This is a genomic window from Synergistota bacterium, assembly GCA_025060595.1.
In the GTDB taxonomy this organism is placed as follows: Bacteria; Synergistota; GBS-1; order GBS-1; family GBS-1; genus 42-11.
The window spans coordinates 14,849-33,542 of sequence record JANXBX010000001.1 but is presented as its reverse complement, the minus strand read 5'-3'; the positions used below and the strand labels follow the sequence as shown (position 1 = coordinate 33,542).

General features: G+C 39.5%; 17 protein-coding genes and 1 pseudogene. 15 read left to right on the top strand and 3 right to left on the bottom strand.

Going from position 1 to position 18,694, the window contains the following annotated elements; genetic code table 11:
* The first annotated feature begins 76 nt into the window (after positions 1–76).
* The 9 genes from NZ900_00200 to NZ900_00160 all read left to right on the top strand — a co-directional run bounded on the left by NZ900_00200 (position 77) and on the right by NZ900_00160 (position 7,586).
* Positions 77–877 (top strand): SDR family oxidoreductase, encoded by an 801-nt coding sequence (locus NZ900_00200; protein MCS7232517.1) that lies wholly within the window; start codon positions 77–79, stop codon positions 875–877.
* Between the two features lie 23 nt (positions 878–900).
* The gene (locus NZ900_00195) at positions 901–1,206 is read left to right on the top strand and encodes a DUF6506 family protein (protein MCS7232516.1); all 306 of its coding nucleotides are present in this window, start codon (positions 901–903) and stop codon (positions 1,204–1,206) included.
* Positions 1,203–1,562, top strand: coding sequence for a Lin0512 family protein (locus NZ900_00190; GenBank protein ID MCS7232515.1), 360 nt, complete (start codon positions 1,203–1,205; stop codon positions 1,560–1,562). Before NZ900_00195 ends, NZ900_00190 begins: the two co-directional genes overlap by 4 nt.
* A gap of 49 nt (positions 1,563–1,611) precedes the next feature.
* Positions 1,612–2,541 (top strand): thiamine pyrophosphate-dependent dehydrogenase E1 component subunit alpha, encoded by a 930-nt coding sequence (locus tag NZ900_00185; protein ID MCS7232514.1) that lies wholly within the window; start codon positions 1,612–1,614, stop codon positions 2,539–2,541.
* 12 nt (positions 2,542–2,553) lie between these two features.
* A complete protein-coding gene (locus NZ900_00180; GenBank protein ID MCS7232513.1) occupies positions 2,554–3,525 on the top strand; it encodes an alpha-ketoacid dehydrogenase subunit beta in 972 nt (323 codons plus the stop codon).
* 64 nt (positions 3,526–3,589) lie between these two features.
* Positions 3,590–4,579 (top strand): NAD(+)/NADH kinase, encoded by a 990-nt coding sequence (locus tag NZ900_00175; GenBank protein MCS7232512.1) that lies wholly within the window; start codon positions 3,590–3,592, stop codon positions 4,577–4,579.
* A 90-nt stretch (positions 4,580–4,669) separates the two neighbouring features.
* Complete coding sequence (locus NZ900_00170; GenBank protein MCS7232511.1) at positions 4,670–5,704, top strand: DctP family TRAP transporter solute-binding subunit; 1,035 nt, start codon at positions 4,670–4,672, stop codon at positions 5,702–5,704.
* Between the two features lie 80 nt (positions 5,705–5,784).
* Positions 5,785–6,309 carry a TRAP transporter small permease gene (locus NZ900_00165; GenBank protein MCS7232510.1) on the top strand — a complete coding sequence of 175 codons (525 nt, stop codon included), beginning with the start codon at positions 5,785–5,787 and terminating at the stop codon, positions 6,307–6,309.
* Positions 6,306–7,586 (top strand): TRAP transporter large permease, encoded by a 1,281-nt coding sequence (locus tag NZ900_00160; protein ID MCS7232509.1) that lies wholly within the window; start codon positions 6,306–6,308, stop codon positions 7,584–7,586. Before NZ900_00165 ends, NZ900_00160 begins: the two co-directional genes overlap by 4 nt.
* Positions 7,587–7,588: 2 nt before the next feature.
* Here NZ900_00160 and NZ900_00155 read toward each other — a convergent pair whose 3' ends face one another.
* Genes NZ900_00155 through NZ900_00145 form a run of 3 tightly spaced genes read right to left on the bottom strand, consistent with a single transcriptional unit; the run spans position 7,589 to position 11,800 of the window.
* Positions 7,589–8,899, bottom strand: coding sequence for a histone deacetylase (locus tag NZ900_00155; GenBank protein MCS7232508.1), 1,311 nt, complete (start codon positions 8,897–8,899; stop codon positions 7,589–7,591).
* Positions 8,892–10,586: a hydantoinase/oxoprolinase family protein gene (locus NZ900_00150; GenBank protein MCS7232507.1), complete on the bottom strand. Its 1,695-nt coding sequence runs from the start codon at positions 10,584–10,586 to the stop codon at positions 8,892–8,894. The genes NZ900_00155 and NZ900_00150 overlap by 8 nt, the downstream gene beginning before the upstream one ends.
* Complete coding sequence (locus NZ900_00145) at positions 10,580–11,800, bottom strand: iron-containing alcohol dehydrogenase (protein ID MCS7232506.1); 1,221 nt, start codon at positions 11,798–11,800, stop codon at positions 10,580–10,582. The genes NZ900_00150 and NZ900_00145 overlap by 7 nt, the downstream gene beginning before the upstream one ends.
* A 366-nt stretch (positions 11,801–12,166) precedes the next feature.
* On the opposite strand from NZ900_00145, the gene NZ900_00140 reads away from it, so the two are divergent.
* From NZ900_00140 to NZ900_00115, 6 genes and pseudogenes are all read left to right on the top strand, one after another.
* A complete protein-coding gene (locus tag NZ900_00140) occupies positions 12,167–13,603 on the top strand; it encodes an ethanolamine ammonia-lyase reactivating factor EutA (GenBank protein ID MCS7232505.1) in 1,437 nt (478 codons plus the stop codon).
* Between the two features lie 16 nt (positions 13,604–13,619).
* Positions 13,620–14,987, top strand: coding sequence for an ethanolamine ammonia-lyase subunit EutB (locus tag NZ900_00135; protein MCS7232504.1), 1,368 nt, complete (start codon positions 13,620–13,622; stop codon positions 14,985–14,987).
* Positions 14,988–15,001: 14 nt separating this feature from the next.
* The gene (gene eutC, locus NZ900_00130) at positions 15,002–15,901 is read left to right on the top strand and encodes an ethanolamine ammonia-lyase subunit EutC (protein ID MCS7232503.1); all 900 of its coding nucleotides are present in this window, start codon (positions 15,002–15,004) and stop codon (positions 15,899–15,901) included.
* A gap of 24 nt (positions 15,902–15,925) precedes the next feature.
* Entirely contained in the window at positions 15,926–16,582 is a 657-nt protein-coding gene (gene eutL, locus NZ900_00125; GenBank protein ID MCS7232502.1) for an ethanolamine utilization microcompartment protein EutL, read from the top strand.
* Positions 16,583–16,598: 16 nt separating this feature from the next.
* Positions 16,599–16,835: pseudogene (locus NZ900_00120) on the top strand (BMC domain-containing protein).
* Positions 16,836–17,205: 370 nt separating this feature from the next.
* On the top strand, positions 17,206–18,669 hold the full coding sequence (locus NZ900_00115) for an acetaldehyde dehydrogenase (acetylating) (protein ID MCS7232501.1): 1,464 nt from the start codon (positions 17,206–17,208) through the stop codon (positions 18,667–18,669).
* The last annotated feature ends 25 nt before the right edge of the window (positions 18,670–18,694 follow it).

The following is an 18,694-nucleotide window of genomic DNA, read 5'->3' as shown; positions in this document are numbered from 1 at the left end:
TATGTTTTCGAACTTGAATAGGTAAACCTTAATGCTATATTATCTTATAGAGATTATTTCTATAGGGGGTGAAAGGATGGATTTGGGTATAAGAAATAAGGTCGTTATGATTACTGGGGCGGCTCAGGGGATAGGTAAGGCTTGTGCTGTAGCGTTTGCCGATGAAGGTTGTAAATTGTCCTTGTGCGATATAAACGAGGAAAGGTTGTATATGACTGCTGATGAGCTTAAGAAGAAGGGTGTTGAAGTTTTGGCTGTTCGAGCTGACGTAACTAAGAAGGAGGATATAGATAAATTTGTAAAAGAAACGGTTAAAAGGTTTGGTCGTATAGATATCTTAGTTAACAATGCTGGAACTGCGCGCTTTAGCGATCTTATGGAGCTTCCTGAGGAGCAGTTCTTCTTCAATATGGATTTAATGGTATACGCTGTTGTACGCTTAAGTAGGGCGGTGGTTCCTTATATGCGTGAGAATAAATGGGGAAGGATTATCAACATTTCTTCTATATTTGGTAAGCAGCCAGGTGGATTGCTGGATTATGATACTGCTAAGGCTGCCGTGATCATGGTGACCAAAGATTTTGCTAATTATTTGGCTAAGTATGGGATACTCGTTAATGCTGTTTGTCCAGGACCGGTGAGAACTCCTTTATGGGAAGGGCCAGGACAGCTTGGTGACCAGTTAGGTAAAATGTTAGGGTTATCTTCTGCTGAGGCTATAGAAGCTTTTGCTAAAGGAAATATTCCGCTAGGTCGTTATGGTTATCCTGAGGAGATAGCTAATGTGGTTTTGTTCCTGGCTTCGGAAAAAGCAAGCTACATAACAGGTCAAGCCATTAATGTGGATGGAGGTATGATAAAGGCAGCATATATATAAGTTGTTTAGGAGGTGATCTTATATTGGCTTTGAGGGCTGCTTTTATTTTTATAGCTCCTCAGGCAGACTCTCGGAAAGATAGAACCGTGGTTAAAAGCGGAGAGGTCGAACTTCATGTGGTTGGCGTTAGAAGCTACGAAGAAGGTGCTCAAATTGCAGTGGATTTAGTGAGAGAGGGAATATCTTGTATAGAGCTTTGCGGTGGCTTTGGCAACGAAGGTGTTAGTATGGTGGCTAAAGCTGTTAAGAGAAAAGCTCGTGTGGGAGTTGTTAGATTCGATCTTCATCCTGGGCTTGGCGGAAAGAGTGGAGATGAGTTTTTCCTATGAATAACTATAAAAGATTTGTTATCGAGTTTGGTATGGGGTTGGATCTCCATGGAGGAGATTACACTAATGCAAGCGTAAAAGCTATTAAAGATGCTATTTCTCGCGTTTGTTTATGTGGTTTAATTGAAATTTTGAACGTTCCTCTCGAGGATGTTCTTGTAGAAGTTATACTTGGTATTCCTGAGGGAGGCGAGGTAGAAGAGGAAGAAATAAAGAAAGCTATTCCCATAGGTAAAGTGGAGTTAAGGTTAGAAAAGGGAGGGCTTAAGGTGCCCGGGATTTATGTTCCTAAGTTTGGGGAGACTTCAGAAATTGTTGTCGTTAATGCTTGTGTAATTGTCAAAGTTCCCGGGTAGTCTTAGTTAGGAGGGGAGAACCTTGGGTGAGGAAAAACTGTGGATTAACATGTATATTTCTATGTTAAGGATAAGACGGTTCGAAGAAAAAGTTGTGGAGCTTTTTGCTCAAGGTAAGATACCGGGTTTTGTTCACTCTTACATAGGTGAAGAGGCAGTAGCTGTTGGGGCTTGCTCAGCTTTAGAACCCACTGATTATATAACTAGTACTCACAGAGGACATGGGCATCTAATAGCTAAAGGCGGAGATCTTAAATATATGATGGCTGAGCTTTACGGTAAAAAGACCGGCTATTGTAAGGGTAAAGGAGGATCTATGCATATAGCTGATGTAGATCTGGGCATACTCGGAGCTAATGGGATAGTTGGTGCTGGTTTGCCAATAGCAACGGGTGCAGCCTTATCAAGTTATTTACAAAAGAACGGAAGAGTTGCTTTATGTTTCTTTAGCGATGGTGCATCAAATAGAGGTACTTTCCATGAAAGCTTAAACATGGCCTCTATATGGAAGCTACCTGTTATATTTCTATGCGAGAATAATATGTATGGCATATCGATGCCTCAGCGAAAGGGGATGGCGATCGATGATGTGGCAGATAGAGCTTCGGCTTACGGTATGCCTGGGATTGTTATAGATGGGAACGATGTTATAGCTGTCTACGAAGCAGTTAAGGAGGCAGTGAATAAAGCTCGCTCTGGTGGGGGTCCGACATTGATAGAGGCTAAAACAGCTCGTTGGAGGGGACACTTTGAGGGGGATCCTCAAACTTATAGAACACAAGACGAAATAGAGGAATGGAAGAAAAAATGTCCAATAAGGCGTTTTCAAGAGAGGCTTATTAAAGCGGGGATATTGAGTGAAGCTAAGATAAGAGATATAGAGGAGATGATAGCTAGGGAAGTTGAAGAAGCCGTGAGGTTTGCGGAAAATAGCCCCTATCCTGAGCCTGAAGAGGCTCTTGAGGATGTTTATGCTTAGGGGGTGCTTGGAATGAGAGAGATTACATATGCGGAAGCGATAAGGGAAGCTTTAAGGGAGGAAATGAAGCGTGATGATAAGGTATATATATGTGGTGAAGATGTCGGAAGATTTGGTGGTTGCTTTGGAGTTACAAAAGGGCTTTGGGAAGAGTTCGGAGATGATAGGGTCAGAGATACACCTATAAGTGAAACAGCTATAATTGGTTCTGCTGTTGGGGCTGCTGCCACAGGTATGAGACCTGTAGCAGAAATAATGTTCTGTGATTTCATGGGTGTAGCAATGGACGAGATAACTAATCAAGCAGCTAAGATGAGATATATGTTTGGAGGAAAGGTTAAACTTCCCATGGTTATTAGAACTCCTGTGGGAGGAGGGCTTTCTGCTGCGGCTCAGCATTCTCAAAGTCTTGAAGCTTGGTTTACTCATCTTCCTGGTCTTAAGGTTGTAATGCCATCAACCCCTTACGATGCTAAAGGTTTGCTTAAGGCTTCTATAAGAGACGACAACCCTGTTGTATTTTTGGAGCATAAGATGCTTTACGGTTTTAAAGGTCCTGTTCCAGAGGAAGAGTATATAATACCGCTAGGTGTTGCAGATATAAAGAGAGAAGGTAAGGATCTTACTATAATAGCTACATCTTTGATGGTTCATAAAGCTTTAGATGCTGCATCTATTCTTGAGAAGGATGGTTTTTCTGTTGAGGTAGTTGATCCTAGAACGCTTTACCCTCTTGATGAGGAGAAAATTTTAGCTTCGGTTAGAAAGACTCATAGGGCTGTTGTCGTTCATGAAGCTGTTGAGAGAAACGGTTTTGGTGGAGAGATAGTTTCAATAATAATGGAGAAGGCCTTTGAATATCTTGATGCTCCTGTTAAGAGAGTTTGTGGTAAAAATGTTCCTATACCTTTTTCTCCACCCCTTGAGAGGTTTGTCATACCTCAGGTTGAGGATATTATCAAGGCTGCAAAGTCTATTCTTTAAGCCTTAAGTTACTGGGGCTCCTTCCAAAGGGGCCCCAGTTTCTTTTAAAGGGGGAAGATATTTTATGGGGAGAATAGGGATAATAGCTAATCCAGCATCAGGTAAGGATATAAGAAGGCTTGTTGCTCATGGTTCTGTTTTTGATAATAATGAGAAAGTTAATATAGTTAAAAGAATGCTTTCGATTTTTGATGAAGTTGGTATAAAAGAGGTTTTATTTATGCCGGATTATTTTCAGATAGGCTTAAAGGCTTTGAAAGCCTTAGGTAAAATGAGGTTAAAGGTTGAGATTATAGATATGAGTGTAGAGTTTACTCAGGATGATTCTACAAAAGCCGCACACATTTTAGAAAGGGAAAGAGTAGATTGTTTGATAACTCTTGGAGGAGATGGTACGAATAGGGTAGTTGCAAAGGGGCTTTCTCATGATAGTGAGCTTCCTTTACTTCCAATATCTACCGGAACCAATAACGTTTTTCCATATATGATAGAAGGTACTGTTGCAGCGCTAGCTGCTGCTGCGATTGCTAAAGGTGTAGTTTCAAAAGAAGAGGGATGTTTTAGAGCTAAAAGGGTAGAACTCTTTAAGGAGGGGGAGTTAAGAGATATAGCTTTGATTGATTTGGTTTCGCTTGATTGTTCCTTTATAGGCTCAAGAGCTATATGGCATCCAGAAGAGATGAAAGAAATTTTCTCTACGATAGCTAAACCTGACTCTATAGGTGCTTCTTCTATAGGAGGTTACCTCATTCCTACTAGTGAGATAGATGATAGAGGAGTTTATGTAAGGCTGGGTAAAGAGGGAAGAAGACTTTTTGCCCCTTTGGTTCCAGGTGTGGTTAAGGAAGTATATGTGGAGTGTTTTTCTGAAGTGGCTTTCTTGAAAAAGTATCCTATTAGTATTAACAAAGGGGTTATAGCGCTTGATGGAGAAAGGGAAATAGAGTTTTCTGATGGGAAATGGGAAGTTCAGGTAACGAGAAGAGGACCTCTTGTGGTAGATATTAAAAAGGTTTTAATATTAGCTAGCGAGAGGGGATTCTTGAAGAGATAAGTTTTTCTTTTTTTAAGGACTGGATAAGCTTTAAAAGATGATATATAATCCTCTTAAGAACAAAGTTTTCAGGAGAGGGGGTGTAACTTTATGTTGAGGAGAATCTGCTTCTTGATAGCAATTTTTGTGTTGTTTGGTTTGTTTATTTCAGAGAGCTCTTTCGCTCTTACAAAATTTAAGCTTGCGAATGCCGGGCCTGCAGATCCTGAGGATAGGACAGTTATAGCTGTTGATATTTTTGCTAATTATGTTTTCACTAAAACTAATGGGGAGATAAAAGTTGATGCTTTTCATGCTTCCCAACTTGGAAATGAGAAAGAGATACTTGAAGGTTTGAAAATCGGTTCTATCGAATTTGGTACTATAACTACGGGTCCCATTCCTACCTTATTTAAGCCCATAATGGTTTTTGATATTCCTTATCTATTTCCGAATGTTTATGTAGCGTGGGAGGTATTGGATGGTCCATTTGGTCAGAAGCTTATGGGTGAGATGTTAAAAGCAACCGGCATACGTTGTCTTGCTATAAGTGAAAATGGTTACAGGCATTTCTTTACCATCAAGAAAGAGATAAAATCTCCTGCTGATATGAAAGGGTTAAAGATCAGAACCATGGAAAATCCGGCTCACATGAAATTAGTTGAGGCACTTGGTGCTTCTCCTACACCTATAGCTTTTGGTGAACTTTATATGGCTTTGCAACAGGGAGTTGTTGATGGTGCTGAGTGTCCAATCACATTGATCAATAACATGAAATTCTATGAGGTTTCCAAGTATGTTGTTTTAGATGGGCACCTGTATAATCCGCTTATAATGTTTGTTAACGATAAGGTTTGGAATAAGTTTACTGAGGAGCAAAAGCTAATTATATATGAAGGAGCCCAGCTCTTTAAGATAGCTCAGAGAGCTTTAACAGAGAGGCAGGTTCAGACTGGCTTGGTAAATCTTCAAAAGCAGGGTATGAAGGTTTATGTCCCCAATGCTGAGGAAGCAAAGCAGTTTAGGAATCTCTCTCAACCCGCTGTATTAGAATACGTCAAGAAGGAAGTAGGGGAGAAGTGGGTTAACGAGATTATTGAGGTGGTTAAAGCGGCAGAAGCTAAGCAAAAGGAAATGGTTAAGTAAGCTTTAGTTTCTTAACTTTTGTGGGGGCAGAATTAATTAGTCTGCCCCCAATGAATTTTTAAAGGGGGCTTTATTTTAAGATGTTTTTTGTGAAGTACTTATTAAATATTTTTGACTCTATTGCCATGTGGGGCTTAGTTGCTTTAATGGCCTTTATGAGTATAGTTACCTTTTTAGCTGTTATATTTAGATTTATCCTCCATAGTCCCTTAACATGGTCTGAAGAAGCAGCAAGGTATATGATGGTATGGGTAACCTATCTTGGAGCTGGTATCGCTGTTAAAAAGGGAAGGCATATCGGAGTTACCATGTTTATAAGCAAGGTTCCGTTATCCTTGAGAAAATCATTGATAATTTTTTCGGAGATCATTGTTATTGTTTTTCTTTTCTTACTTGTTTATCAAGGAATAAACCTTCTCTTAACCTTAAAAGACCAGATTTCTCCTGCAATGGGATTGCCTATGGTTATACCTTATTTTGCTATTCCTTTTGGTTGTTTTTATATGTTCCTTCATCTTTTAGAAATGCTGCTTTCTCGCTCTATTGGGCTTCTTTCTACGTCTAATGTGGAACTTAAGAAGTTAGAGGAGGAAAGAGGGAAATGATAACTCTTATGGTTCTTGCCTTTGCGATTACCTTTTTATTAGGTGTTCCCATAGCTTTTGTTTTAGGAATAACAGGATTTATCTGTATACTTGCAATGGGCGTTCCTCTTCAAGTTGTTACTCAAAGGATGTTCACGGGGATAGATTCTTTCCCTCTTATGGCTGTTCCATTCTTTATCCTGGCGGGGGAGCTTATGAATCGCGGTGGTACCACGCTAAGAATAATAAGGTTTGCTAATAGTCTTGTCGGACATATAAAAGGTGGTCTTGCTCATACTAATGTAGTTGCTAATATGTTTTTCGCTGGAATAAGCGGATCGGCTATTGCTGATGCATCGGCAATTGGATCTATTCTTATACCTGCAATGGAAAAAAGCGGTTATGAAAAGGATTTTAGTGCTGCTTTAACAGCAGCTGCAGCTACTATAGGTCCCATAATTCCTCCAAGCATAATAATGGTTATATACGGAGTTTCTGTAGGAGTTTCTATAGGGGGGCTTTTTGCTGCAGGTTTTATACCTGGAGTGATGCTTGGCTTGGCTATGATGGTTGTTATATTTCTTGAGTCAAGGACCAGGAATTATCCTATAGTTGGAGCCTTTTCTTTAAGGAAAGTATGGGAAGAATTTAAAGGAGCGTTCTGGGCATTGCTTTCGCCGCTAATTATCCTTGGAGGAATACTTTTTGGTGCTTTCACTCCTACTGAAGCTGCAGCAGTTGCTGTAGTATATTCTTTTGTAGTTGGTAAGTTTATATATAGAGAATTGAGATGGAAAGATATTCCAGAAGTTTTATTTCAAAGTGGTGTAACGGTTGCTTCTATACTTTTAATAATTTCTATGGCTAACGTTTTTGCTTGGGTTATAGCTGCTAATTTGATCCCTCAAAGGATAGCTTCTATATTTTTAACACTTTCACAAAATAAGTATGTTTTTCTTTTGCTAGTAAATATCTTCTTACTTATAGTGGGAATGTTTATGGAAACTGGTGCTGCGATAATAATACTAGCTCCAATACTTGCTCCTATTGCTGTTAAAATGGGAGTTCATCCGCTTCACTTTGGTTTCATAATGGTTTTAAATCTTGCCATAGGAATGGTTACCCCGCCTGTGGGAGTTTGTCTTTTCGTTAGCTGTGGAATAACCGGATTATCATTAGAGAGGGTAGCAGCCTCTGTTTATAAGTTTGTTATTGCTGAGATAGCTGTCCTAGCTATAGTGACTTTCTTTGAACCAATATCGATGTTTTTACCAAGATTATTGGGGTTTATAAGATAAATTCATTTACTTGAGAAGAAATCGTTAACTTTGTCTTGAAGATAAACCCTGTAATATTTTTCTTTTTCTATTTCTTCGAAAAGCCTGTAGCCTTCATTAAAGCACTTTTCACAAGCATCCCGAGGAATTGTTACAGCAAAAATTTTTGCTCCCCAGTCTGATTCTGACTCTATAGTACTTACTCCTGAGCAATCGGGGCAAATCTTAAATATTTGGGTTTGTTTCTCTAATATCCCATCAGTATCATAATAAACGTTTCTCTTTCTCAGTATATATTTTTGATCCTTTATCATTTCGTCTCTTATAACTTCTCTGTTTCTCCAAATATTATAAATTTTGTCGCATAGCCTTTTAATATAGTCCATGGTTTTGGAAGACTGTCTTAGCTTTTCTGGATTATAATCTGGTTCTACAACGTTAGAGTAGTTTAAGCCTGCTAAGGCAAGTATTATACCTACATTTACATAAGGTAAGGCTCCCTCTATTGAGTAACCCCCTTCTAATACGGCTATATCAGGATTGAGTTTTTGAGTAAGCTTTGCATAACCTTGGGCTGTGAAATTCATGTTCGTTATAGGATCGGTGTAGTGATTGTCCTGACCTGCAGAATTTATAACGAGGTCGGGCTTATATTCTTCTAATATGGGTAATATAAGATTATCTAGCACATATAGGAATCCTTCCTCTCCGGTTCCTGGCGGAAGAGGGATGTTTATGTTATAGCCTATCGCAGCTGGTCCACCAAGTTCATCGGGAAAGCCTGTTCCTGGATAAAGAGTCCTTCCGTCTTGGTGTATAGATATATAGAGAGTATCTCTGTCGTTCCAATATATATCCTGGGTTCCATCTCCATGATGACAATCTGTATCTACAATAGCTACTCTTTTATGTCCGAAGCGCTGTCTTATATTTTCTATCATAACGGCTTCTATATTTATTATGCAAAAACCCCTGTCTCCCCAAACCACTCTTTGAGCGTGATGACCTGGTGGTCTTACCATTGCAAAAGCTTTATCCGCTTCCCCCTTAAGTACCAATTCTGCTGCTTTTATAGCTCCTCCTGCAGATATCAGGTGGGGTTGTGGAACTCTTGATCTTACATCTGGTATGCAAAAATGGACCCTTTGGATATCCTTCTCTGTAGCAATTGTTGGGTTGTAGACTTCGATTCCGTTAATGTCGAGAATTCCTTCTTCGAGGATTTGATCCCATGTATATAGAAGTCTCTCTTCCCTTTCTGGATGCGTTGGGGTTATGGCCCAATCGAAGGCCGGGAAAAATACCAAAGCTAATCTATTTTGAGATTTAAGCATTTTCGATCTCTCCCAAACTGAAAAGCAAACCTGGTTTTATTTGAGCTTTTATCCTTATGTTTTTCCCACAAGTGTAAAACCCCCTTACTATGTTAAAACTGGTACTTTCAATTATTTCACTTTCAAATTCTTCCTCTCTCATACCTTTCGAGAGAGCCCATTCTCTTAGGAGACTTAAGGAAAGTTTTTGAGCTTCCTCAAAGGTAAAGCTCTTATTTATCTTTTTGCAAATTCCAAGTTCAGGAACAGATAGAATTTCATCAGCTGTGTTGATGAACAAATTGATTTCGAAGGTCTTCTTGGCAAGTGCTGCTCCTAGGGCGTTGGCTACATCGTAAAGTTTTGGAACATAACAAGGAACCCCGAATTCTTCTTTTAAAAAGGGTGCGAGTGCTTTAGCTGGCCCTCCAATAAGGAAAAGAAATTTTGGTGAAATCTTTTTACCATAAAGTAACTCTTTGATTGTAGTAATTGGCTTATTATTTATGCTATCTAAAGCTTTTTCAACAGCCTTTTTAATCGATCCTACCATTTCCTTTAGTATAAGTTCTGCACATGACTTTGTATCTAAGCCCAGGATAATAGATATATCTTTTATAGATTTTATAGCTTGCTCTTTATTTCCCAAATCTAGGAGCCCTAAAGTTATCATAGCATCGCTTGGTGTGGGGGATGGGCCTCCCAATGCTTTAGGAAATCCCTCCCTTTCCGGTCCTATTTTTAACTTTCCTTTAATAATCTTTATTGCGCTATCTCCTCCTAAACCTATGGAGAAGCTATATAAGGCTCTTACTAAGGTATTGTAATCTCCTATTTTTATGCCAAAGGGTTCAAGCATTGGGATACCCTGAATTACAAAAGCTATATCTGTGGTCGTGCCTCCTATGTCTATGATTATCCCATCCTCTTTAGGTACACCTAAGGCTAAAGCTCCTAATATACTTGCTGCTGGTCCAGATAGAATTGTATAAACTGGGTAGTCTTTAGCGGTTTCGAGCTCAACCGTTCCTCCATCAGCTTTAAGAATGTTAACCTGAGTCTTTATTTTTTCCTTTTCTAGAGCTTCTATTATTCCCTTGTAAAAGCGTTTAAAGCTTGGATAGGTTGCTGAATTCAAATATGTTGTATTAATTCTCCTTGGGAAATTGAGCTTTCCGGAAAGTTTATGTCCTAAGCTTATGAATTCAAAATCATTTTTGAGTAGCTCCCATATTTTTATTTCGTGAGAGGGATTTCTTACGGAGAATTTGGTTACGACTCCACAAAGGTTAATCCCTTTGCTTTTAAATAGATTTTTTGCAAGAAATATTTCGTTAGTGTTAAAGGGTTTTATTTCTACCCCCCTGTGATCTATATATCCTGAGATGAAGAAAACTCCACCTTTAACTGTTAGATGTGAAAGATCAACACCTGGTCCGCTTTCTATAATCATACCTACTGGTTCAAGTTTATCCTGAGCTATCGCATTTGTTGCTACTGTAGTGCTTAAGTTTATTTGGGAAATAGAATCTTTCTTATCTTTTATAAGTTTTAATAAGGCAGTCCATATTGGTTCAAAAAGGTCATCGCTTTCTATAGGTATCTTAACCTTATCTATAACCCTTTTCCCTTCTAGTACAACTGCATCTACGTGAGTTCCACCTACATCTAATCCTAATATTAAACTTTTATTCTCCCTTTCTACCATATTTTTATCGATTTAGTTATTATGTTTTTTGCTAATTCAGGTGTTATCGCTATAGGTGAGTTTATCCTTGGTCGTCTAACCGATTCTTCAACAAATTTAGATATGTCATTTTCTTTGATATCGAACTCAGAGAGGCCGTTTGGGAAACCTATATCCCTAAGTAACTCTCTAACAGCTTCGGAAGCTAACATCGCGGCCTCAATCTTATCTAACCCCCTTGTCCTTTTACCTAAAAGTTCTGCTACCTTTGCTACCTTTTCTGGGCATATTGGAGCTACAACCTCCAGGAAGGCAGGTGCGAAAAGTCCTACTGATATTCCGTGGGATATACCCTTTATTGCTCCTATTGCTTGTCCGATAGAGTGTATAACATGAAGTCCTGCGCTATCAAAGGCAATGCCTGCTAAATAAGCAGCTAAAGCCATATCGCTCCTTGCGTCTAAGTTTTTCCCATCCCAGGTTGCTACTCTTAAGCTTTTACCTATGAGCTCTATTGCTTTTTCTGATACGATGTCCACAAGTAAGTTAGAGCCAGTGACTATTGAGCCAGGGGGTATAAGATGAGTAGGTTTTGCTAAGTAGGCCTCTAAAGCATGAGTGAAAGCATCTATTCCTGTACCAGCAGTGACTTTTGGAGACATCGTTATTGTATTTAATGGATCTACTATAGCTAATTTTGGGGCTATAAAGTCATCATAAGCTGTAGCTTTAGCATTTTCAACTATTATTACAGCAGCTCTTGTGGTTTCGCTACCTGTTCCAGATGTTGTTGGAATGGCTATAAGGGGTTTTATCGGTCCCGGTATAGGTTCTCCTTTTCCATATGGTTTTGCAAGATAATCTTTAAAGCTTTGCGGTTTGTGAGTATAGCAAGCATCTACGATTTTTGTTAGATCAATAGCGCTTCCACCGCCTATCCCAATGAATCCATCAAAGTCCTTTCCTTTAACATAATCTAAGGCTTTATCAACATCTTCTTCAGTTGGTTCTCCCTTTAACTCCTTCCATATATCATACTTTATCTCTTCCTTTTCTAAGGATTCTATAGCTCTCTTAATGACATCTGTTTTCTCATATACCAGGTTATCTGCTATTATAAGCGCATTTTTAACCCCTAGTTTTTTGGCTTCTTTACCTAGTAGTTCAGTAGCTCCTACACCAAACTTTAGAGGTGTAGCCCTAAAGCCAAAAATATAATTGAAAGGAGTTGTCATTTTAGTGTTCACCTCCCATGAGTAGCTTTTACACAAAAGGTATTATAGCATATGGAAGAATTGACCGTGGAAATAATTATGTTTTAATAATGTATTCTAAGTGAGTATTAAAAATAATGGCTTTAATAGGAATAGTAATAACTTAAAATAATGCTTAGTTTTAGCATTAAGGCTCTTGACAGAAAACTAGTTTTAAGGTTATACTAAAATTACTAATTGGTGTATAAGGTGGGGGAGTGGGTGAGTATTCTCTTCTAATTTTCCTCAAAAGACCGTATTAGAGCAATGAAGTATTAATCCTCCTGGTTAGTGTAAGAGTGGTTATTAATCTCTCTATTAGTGTGTCTGCATGAAGGGAAAGGTACTGTGATTGAGGAAATATTGAGTGTAGGTATTGATATTGGTACAACTACAACCTCTCTTGTGCTTAGTAGACTACAAATAGATAATATAGCAGCTGGGTTTGTAGTTCCTAAGATCAAGATTATAGGTAGAAAGATAATCTACAGGAGCCCTGTGTATTTCACTCCATTGCTTGATATTGATGTTATAGATTTTGATAAGCTAGTTGGTATAGTTCGGAGTGAGTATGAAAAAGCTCTTGTGAAAGCGGAAGAAGTAAGAACGGGAGCTATTATTATAACAGGTGAAACCGCGAAAAAGAAGAATGCGGAGATGGTTGCACGGGCTTTGTCTTCGTTAGCTGGAACTTTTGTGGTAGCTATCGCTGGTCCACATCTTGAGGCTTATCTTGCAGGGATTGGGTCGGGTGCAGCTCATTTTTCTCGCGATAGGAATAAGACGATTTGTAATATTGATATAGGTGGAGGGACAACAAACGCGGCGATATTTGTTAATGGTAAGCTTAAAAGTACTTTTTGTGCAAATATAGGAAGCAGGGTTATAAAGTTTAAAGAGTATAGTCAGGAAGTTGTAAGTTGGACTGAGATAGGTTGGGCTGTATGTGAAGATTTAGGAATATCAATAAAACAAGGAATTTATTTATCTATCTTCGATATTAGGCGTATAGCAAAAAGGCTAGCATCTGCGCTTTTAAATATTATTGTAGGAGAATCTGATCCTATAGCTGCGAAGGCTGCTATAGGTGAGTTGCCGAGGGATGGGGTAAAAGCTGATAGCTTCATGTTTTCAGGTGGTGTAGGAAGGCTCTTTTATGATGTTAATAATTCCTTAGATAGTGAACTTCTGAAATACGGTGATTTAGGTCCGTTTTTAGCCAATGAGCTTAGGCTTTTATTGGTTAACTTCCCGCTTGATGTTATTAAGCCCTATGAAACTATATATGCTACTGTGATAGGTGCAGGGGTGCATACGACAGAATTAAGCGGTTCTACTATATTTTATACGAGCTCAGATATTTTACCACTTGTTAATGTCCCTGTTGTAACCTTAGATAGTCTCTTCGATGATATTGAAAGCATTAAAAAAGAATTGGTGGGAAAGTTTTTTACTTTTACAACTGTAGAAGGTCATTCAATATTAGCGATAGCCATTCCTAAAGGAGTAGTCCGCAGGTTTGAGGATTTAAATAAAATAGCTACTGCAATTGCTTTAGCATATAAGTCTATAGGAGTAAGAATACCTGTTGTGATTTTGTGTGAAGATGACATCGGAAAGGCTATGGGTGTTGTGTTAAAGGATATTTTGGGTAGCGGGTGGAATATAGTAGTTGTTGATGAAATATCTTTAGGAGAGGGTGATTATGTGGACATAGGAAAGCCTCTTTATGGTGGGGCTGTTATACCAGTAGTTATGAAGACACTTGTTTTTCAACATAAATAAGAAAGGGGGGGCGGGCATGATTCTTAAGGCGAAGGTTAAAGGTACGATTTATAAGTTCAAGGATGTTAAGGAGGTTTTAGCGAAGGCTAATGAGGAGAAGTCAGGAGACATATTGGCAGGGATAGCGGCTCATTCTGAGGAAGAGAGAATTGCAGCAAAGTATGTTCTTGCTAATTTGACGTTAGAAGATTTAAGGAATAATCCTGTGGTTCCATATGAGGAGGACGAGGTTACAAGGGTTATCCAAGATCAGGTTAATGAACATGTGTATAACAAGATCAAATCCTGGACTGTTGGACAATTAAAAGAGTTTATACTTGATCATAATACAACATCTGCAGATATCGAATACATTAGCCTAGGTTTGACGAGCGAGATGGTTGCTGCGGTTACAAAAATAAGTTCTAATTTAGATCTTATATATGGAGCGGCGAAGATAAGAAGAATAGGTAGGTGTAACACTACGCTAGGTTTACCTGGAACGCTTTCAGCAAGACTCCAACCAAATCATCCTACTGATAGTGTTGAGGGAATAATGGCTGCTGTAATGGAGGGTGTTAGTTTAGGTATAGGTGATGCTGTAATAGGCATTAATCCTTGTATCGATGAGGTAGAAAGCGTTACGAGGTTATATTGTGCTCTTTATGAGTTTATAGAAAAATGGAAGATACCTGCTCAACATGCTGTTTTAGCGCATGTTACTACTCAGATGAAGTGTATAAGGCAGGGGGCTCCGGTAGGGGTGGTTTTCCAAAGCCTTGGTGGAACTCAGAAGGCGAATGAAGCGTTTGGTATTAATGTAGAAATGTTAGATGAGGCTTATGAGCTCATTAAGAAGCATAGTACAGCTAAAGGGCCTAACTACATGTATTTTGAGACAGGACAAGGGTCAGAATTATCAGCTGAGGCGCACCATGGTGCGGATCAAGTTACTTTAGAGGCTCGTTGTTATGGTTTGGCTAAGAGATACAACCCGCTTCTTGTTAACACTGTGGTAGGTTTCATAGGACCTGAATATCTTTACGATAGTAAACAGGTTATAAGAGCTGGTCTGGAGGACCATTTTATGGGTAAGCTCACGGGAATTCCGATGGGGTGCGACGCTTGTTACACTAACCATATGAAGGCAGATCAGAATGATGTAGAAAATCTTGCTGTGCTCCTTACGGCTGCGGGCTGTAATTACTTTATGGGTGTTCCCATGGGAGATGACATAATGTTGAATTATCAGTGTACCAGTTATCATGATGTTGTTGCTTTAAGAGAGATTCTTAATCTTAGACCTGCTCCTGAGTTTGAAAAGTGGATGGAAGAGATGGGATTGATGGAGGAAGGAAAGCTTACGCTGAAGGCTGGGGATCCCAGTATATTCCTTAAAAAGTGAGAGGAGGGAGCGGGATGATAACAGAAAAGGAATTAAGGGAGATAGTGGAGAGTGTAATAAAGGAGCTTTCGCAGCGAGGAAAGGCTCCTGTAACAACGGTATCCTCAGGGAAAGAAAAGGAAGGGTTATCTTCTGTAGAGGAGGCTTGCTTACCAGATTTGGCTGATATAAAGATGGAAGAGTGGTGTTTAGTTCCTAATGCGGTCGATCCCGAAGGTCTAAAGAGGATAAAGTCTACCACTCCGGCAAGAATAGGCTTATGGAGGGTAGGTGCGAGATATAAGTTAGAACCTTGGTTAAGGTTTAGGATGGATTTAGCAGCTGCAAAAGATGCGGTTATGAAAGAAGTTGATCCTAAGCTTATAGAGGAGCTTGGCATGTTTACGGTTCAGACCATGGTTAAAGATAAGGATGAGCATCTTACTCGTCCAGATTTGGGTAGAAAGCTTTCTCCTGAGGCGAAAGAGAAGATCTTGGCATCTTGTCAGAAGAATCCCCAGGTTCAACTTATAGTCGTGGATGGTCTTAGTTCTACTGCTATAGAGGCTAATATAAGAGATTTTTTACCATCATTTTATAGTGCTATTAAAGGATATGGTTTAAGTTTAGGGACCCCATTCTTTGTTAAATATGGGAGAGTAGCAATAATGGATGAAATAGGGGAACTATTGCAGCCAGAAGTTCTGGTCGAGTTGATTGGTGAGAGACCTGGGCTTGTAACTGCAAAGAGCATGAGTGCTTACATGTGTTACAGACCTAACAAGAGCACCATAGAGTCTGATAGAACATTAGTATCTAATATTCATGATAGAGGTTTATCCCCTATAGAGGCTGGTGCTCATGTAGCTAGTATAGTTAAAAAGATTTATGATGCTAAGATGAGCGGTGTTAAGTTGGCTGCTATGGAGGGTTAATTTTAGGGATAGGGGGGATGAGAAGTGTACGGTTTTGGACCAGTAAGAGCAAAGGTTTTGGCTGTTAGGATTATTCCTAATGTTAATGAGTTTATGAAAGAGGCTTTGAAACTTAAACCCCATCAAAGAAGTATAGGTATGCTAACCTGTACTATAGACGATGTGGGTTATACTGCTGTTGATGAAGCAACTAAGAAAGCGGATGTCGAAGTTGTGTATGCTCGTTCTTTTTATGCAGGATCGGCTCACGCTTCTGGGCCATTATCTGGAGAGTTTATAGGAATTCTGGCTGGTCCTAATCCTGCAGAGGTTAGAAGCGGTTTAGATGCTGCTATAGCAATGATAGAGGAAGAGGCTTGTTTCTGGGCAGCTAATGAGGAGGGAACTATAGCATTTTATGCCCAAACTATATCTAGAACAGGATCTTATCTCTCTAAAATTAATAACATTCCTGAGGGAAGCCCATTAGCTTACCTTATAGCTCCACCTTTAGAGGCTATGTATGCTTTGGACGCTGCTATCAAGGCTGCGGAGGTTAGAATGACATCGTTCTTTGGGCCTCCTACAGAGACAAACTTTGCTGGAGGTCATCTTACTGGAACTCAGTCAGCTTGCAAAGCTGCTTGTGATGCTTTTGCTGCTGCTGTTATAGAGGTGGCTAGGGAACCCAAACGCTACTAAGTGAAGTGAGACATTTATGTCTGCTTTAGCTATAGGTTTGATAGAGACTATAGGCTTTGTTCCTGCAATAGAGGCTGCTGATGCGAGTTTAAAAGCTGCGCAGGTGGAGCTGTTAGCTTGTCGATTCGTGACAGGAGGACTTGTTACAGTCATAATAGGTGGGGATGTGGGAGCTGTTAATGCTGCTATTGAAGCAGGGGTTAAAGCTGCCTTAAAAGTTGGAAAGGTAATCAGCTTTCATGTTATACCACGCTTAGATCAACAGGTTTTAAGAATAATAGATGGTCGTGTGGGAGATACCTTTAGAAGACCTGTAGATGGGAAGGAGAAGATCCATCAGGAATCTGGAAAGACTGAAAAGATAGCTTGTAAAACCTTGGATATAAAGGAAGAGTTAACACAGCTAACCGGTATTATTGTTGACTTACTTAGAGCGGCTGGGAAAAGTGATCTTATTAAGGAGGGAGTACCTATATATGACTATGGAGTTAATAAGCTGAGGGCGATACTTAGAGTTATAGGTGGTGAATTGATAGACAGAACAGGTATGTATCGTTTGAAGAAACCGGATCTTCTTAAGCTCTTAGTTAATGTTGCTAAGAGAAGGGGAGGTGAGAGGAAAGATGAGGAATATTGATAAAGATCTCCTTGCTCTACAGGAGGTTAGAGATCTTGTTATACAGGCAAAGAAAGCTCAAAAGGTTGTAGAGGACTTCTCTCAGGAACAGGTGGATAGAATTGTAGAGGCCATGGCTATGGAGGCCATAAAAGCTTCCGATTGGCTTGCTAAGCTTGCAGCGGAAGAGACGGGAGTTGGAGTATACGAGCATAAGATTATCAAAAATTTATTTGCTGCTAGAGCAGTTTATGACCATATAAAAGATATGAAGACTGTGGGAGTCATAAATATTGATAAAGAAAAGGGTATCTATGAAATAGCTGAGCCTGTGGGAGTTATAGCTGCTTTAACACCGGTAACAAATCCAACTTCTACAGTTATATATAAATCCCTTATAGCTGTTAAGGCAAGAAATGCGGTGGTATTTAGTCCTCATCCGCGTGCTATTGAATGTACCGGTAAGGCTGTTGAAATTTTACACAAGGCTGCTGTAAGAGCTGGAGCGCCGGAAGGGATTCTGGGGTGTTTAAGTACAGTAACGTTAGAGGCTGCTCAGGCTCTTATGAAGCACCCAGATGTGAGTCTAATTTTAGCTACTGGTGGAGCTGAGATGGTGAAGGCTGCTTATAGCGCTGGTAAGCCCGCTTATGGGGTAGGTCCTGGTAATGTACCTGCCTATATAGAGGCAAGTGCTGATGTTCCAACTGCAGTTAAATGTATTATAGATAGTAAGACTTTCGATAACGGTACCATATGTTCTGCGGAACAAGCTATAATCTGTGAGCATTCAAACGCTTCTGAGGTTAAATCTTGGATTGAAAAATTGGGGGGTGTTTTCTTAAGGCCCGATGAAGCTTATAGACTTGAGAAATATATGTTTAGAAGTGATGGGACTCTTAATCCAGCTGTGGTTGGGAAATCTGCTTGTTACATAGCTGAGGCAGCGGGTATACCGGTACCTAAGAATACGAGGGTTTTGGTTGTTCCTCTTGATGGAGCCGGCAAAGAGTATCCACTTTCAAAAGAAAAGCTCAGTCCAGTTATAGCCTTTTACGAGGTAGGTAACTGGCAAGAGGCATGTAAACTTTGTGTAAAAATATTAGAAGCTGGGGGAATGGGGCATACATTGTGTATTCACTCTCGTAATGAGGAGATAATTATGAAATTCGCTCTTGAAAAGCCGGCTTTTAGGATATTGGTGAATCAACCAGGAGTTTTTGGAGCTATAGGTGGAACGAGTGGTTTACCTCCATCCCTAACGCTTGGTTGTGGAACATTAGGTGGTAATATCACTTCTGATAATATAGGACCACAGCATTTAATGAATATAAAAAGACTTGCTTATCCTGTCAGGACGGTTGAGGAATTGGAAACATACCTTAAGGGTGGGATCTCAATCTCTGAAAAGAGGTTAGATCCAGAGTTGGTAAGGCGTATTGTTGAGGAAGTAATTAAGAGGTTATCTTGAAAGATATATATTTATTAATTTTTTA

Excerpts from the sequence above, each read along its gene's own strand:
- NZ900_00200 (MCS7232517.1), top strand. The coding sequence starts at position 77 with ATGGATTTGGGTATAAGAAATAAGGTCGTTATGATTACTGGGGCGGCT.
- NZ900_00190 (MCS7232515.1), top strand. The coding sequence starts at position 1,203 with ATGAATAACTATAAAAGATTTGTTATCGAGTTTGGTATGGGGTTGGAT.
- NZ900_00185 (MCS7232514.1), top strand. The coding sequence starts at position 1,612 with ATGTATATTTCTATGTTAAGGATAAGACGGTTCGAAGAAAAAGTTGTG.
- NZ900_00180 (MCS7232513.1), top strand. The coding sequence starts at position 2,554 with ATGAGAGAGATTACATATGCGGAAGCGATAAGGGAAGCTTTAAGGGAG.
- NZ900_00175 (MCS7232512.1), top strand. The coding sequence starts at position 3,590 with ATGGGGAGAATAGGGATAATAGCTAATCCAGCATCAGGTAAGGATATA.
- NZ900_00170 (MCS7232511.1), top strand. The coding sequence starts at position 4,670 with ATGTTGAGGAGAATCTGCTTCTTGATAGCAATTTTTGTGTTGTTTGGT.
- NZ900_00165 (MCS7232510.1), top strand. The coding sequence starts at position 5,785 with ATGTTTTTTGTGAAGTACTTATTAAATATTTTTGACTCTATTGCCATG.
- NZ900_00160 (MCS7232509.1), top strand. The coding sequence starts at position 6,306 with ATGATAACTCTTATGGTTCTTGCCTTTGCGATTACCTTTTTATTAGGT.
- NZ900_00155 (MCS7232508.1), bottom strand. The coding sequence starts at position 8,899 with ATGCTTAAATCTCAAAATAGATTAGCTTTGGTATTTTTCCCGGCCTTC.
- NZ900_00150 (MCS7232507.1), bottom strand. The coding sequence starts at position 10,586 with ATGGTAGAAAGGGAGAATAAAAGTTTAATATTAGGATTAGATGTAGGT.
- NZ900_00145 (MCS7232506.1), bottom strand. The coding sequence starts at position 11,800 with ATGACAACTCCTTTCAATTATATTTTTGGCTTTAGGGCTACACCTCTA.
- NZ900_00135 (MCS7232504.1), top strand. The coding sequence starts at position 13,620 with ATGATTCTTAAGGCGAAGGTTAAAGGTACGATTTATAAGTTCAAGGAT.
- eutC (MCS7232503.1), top strand. The coding sequence starts at position 15,002 with ATGATAACAGAAAAGGAATTAAGGGAGATAGTGGAGAGTGTAATAAAG.
- NZ900_00115 (MCS7232501.1), top strand. The coding sequence starts at position 17,206 with ATGAGGAATATTGATAAAGATCTCCTTGCTCTACAGGAGGTTAGAGAT.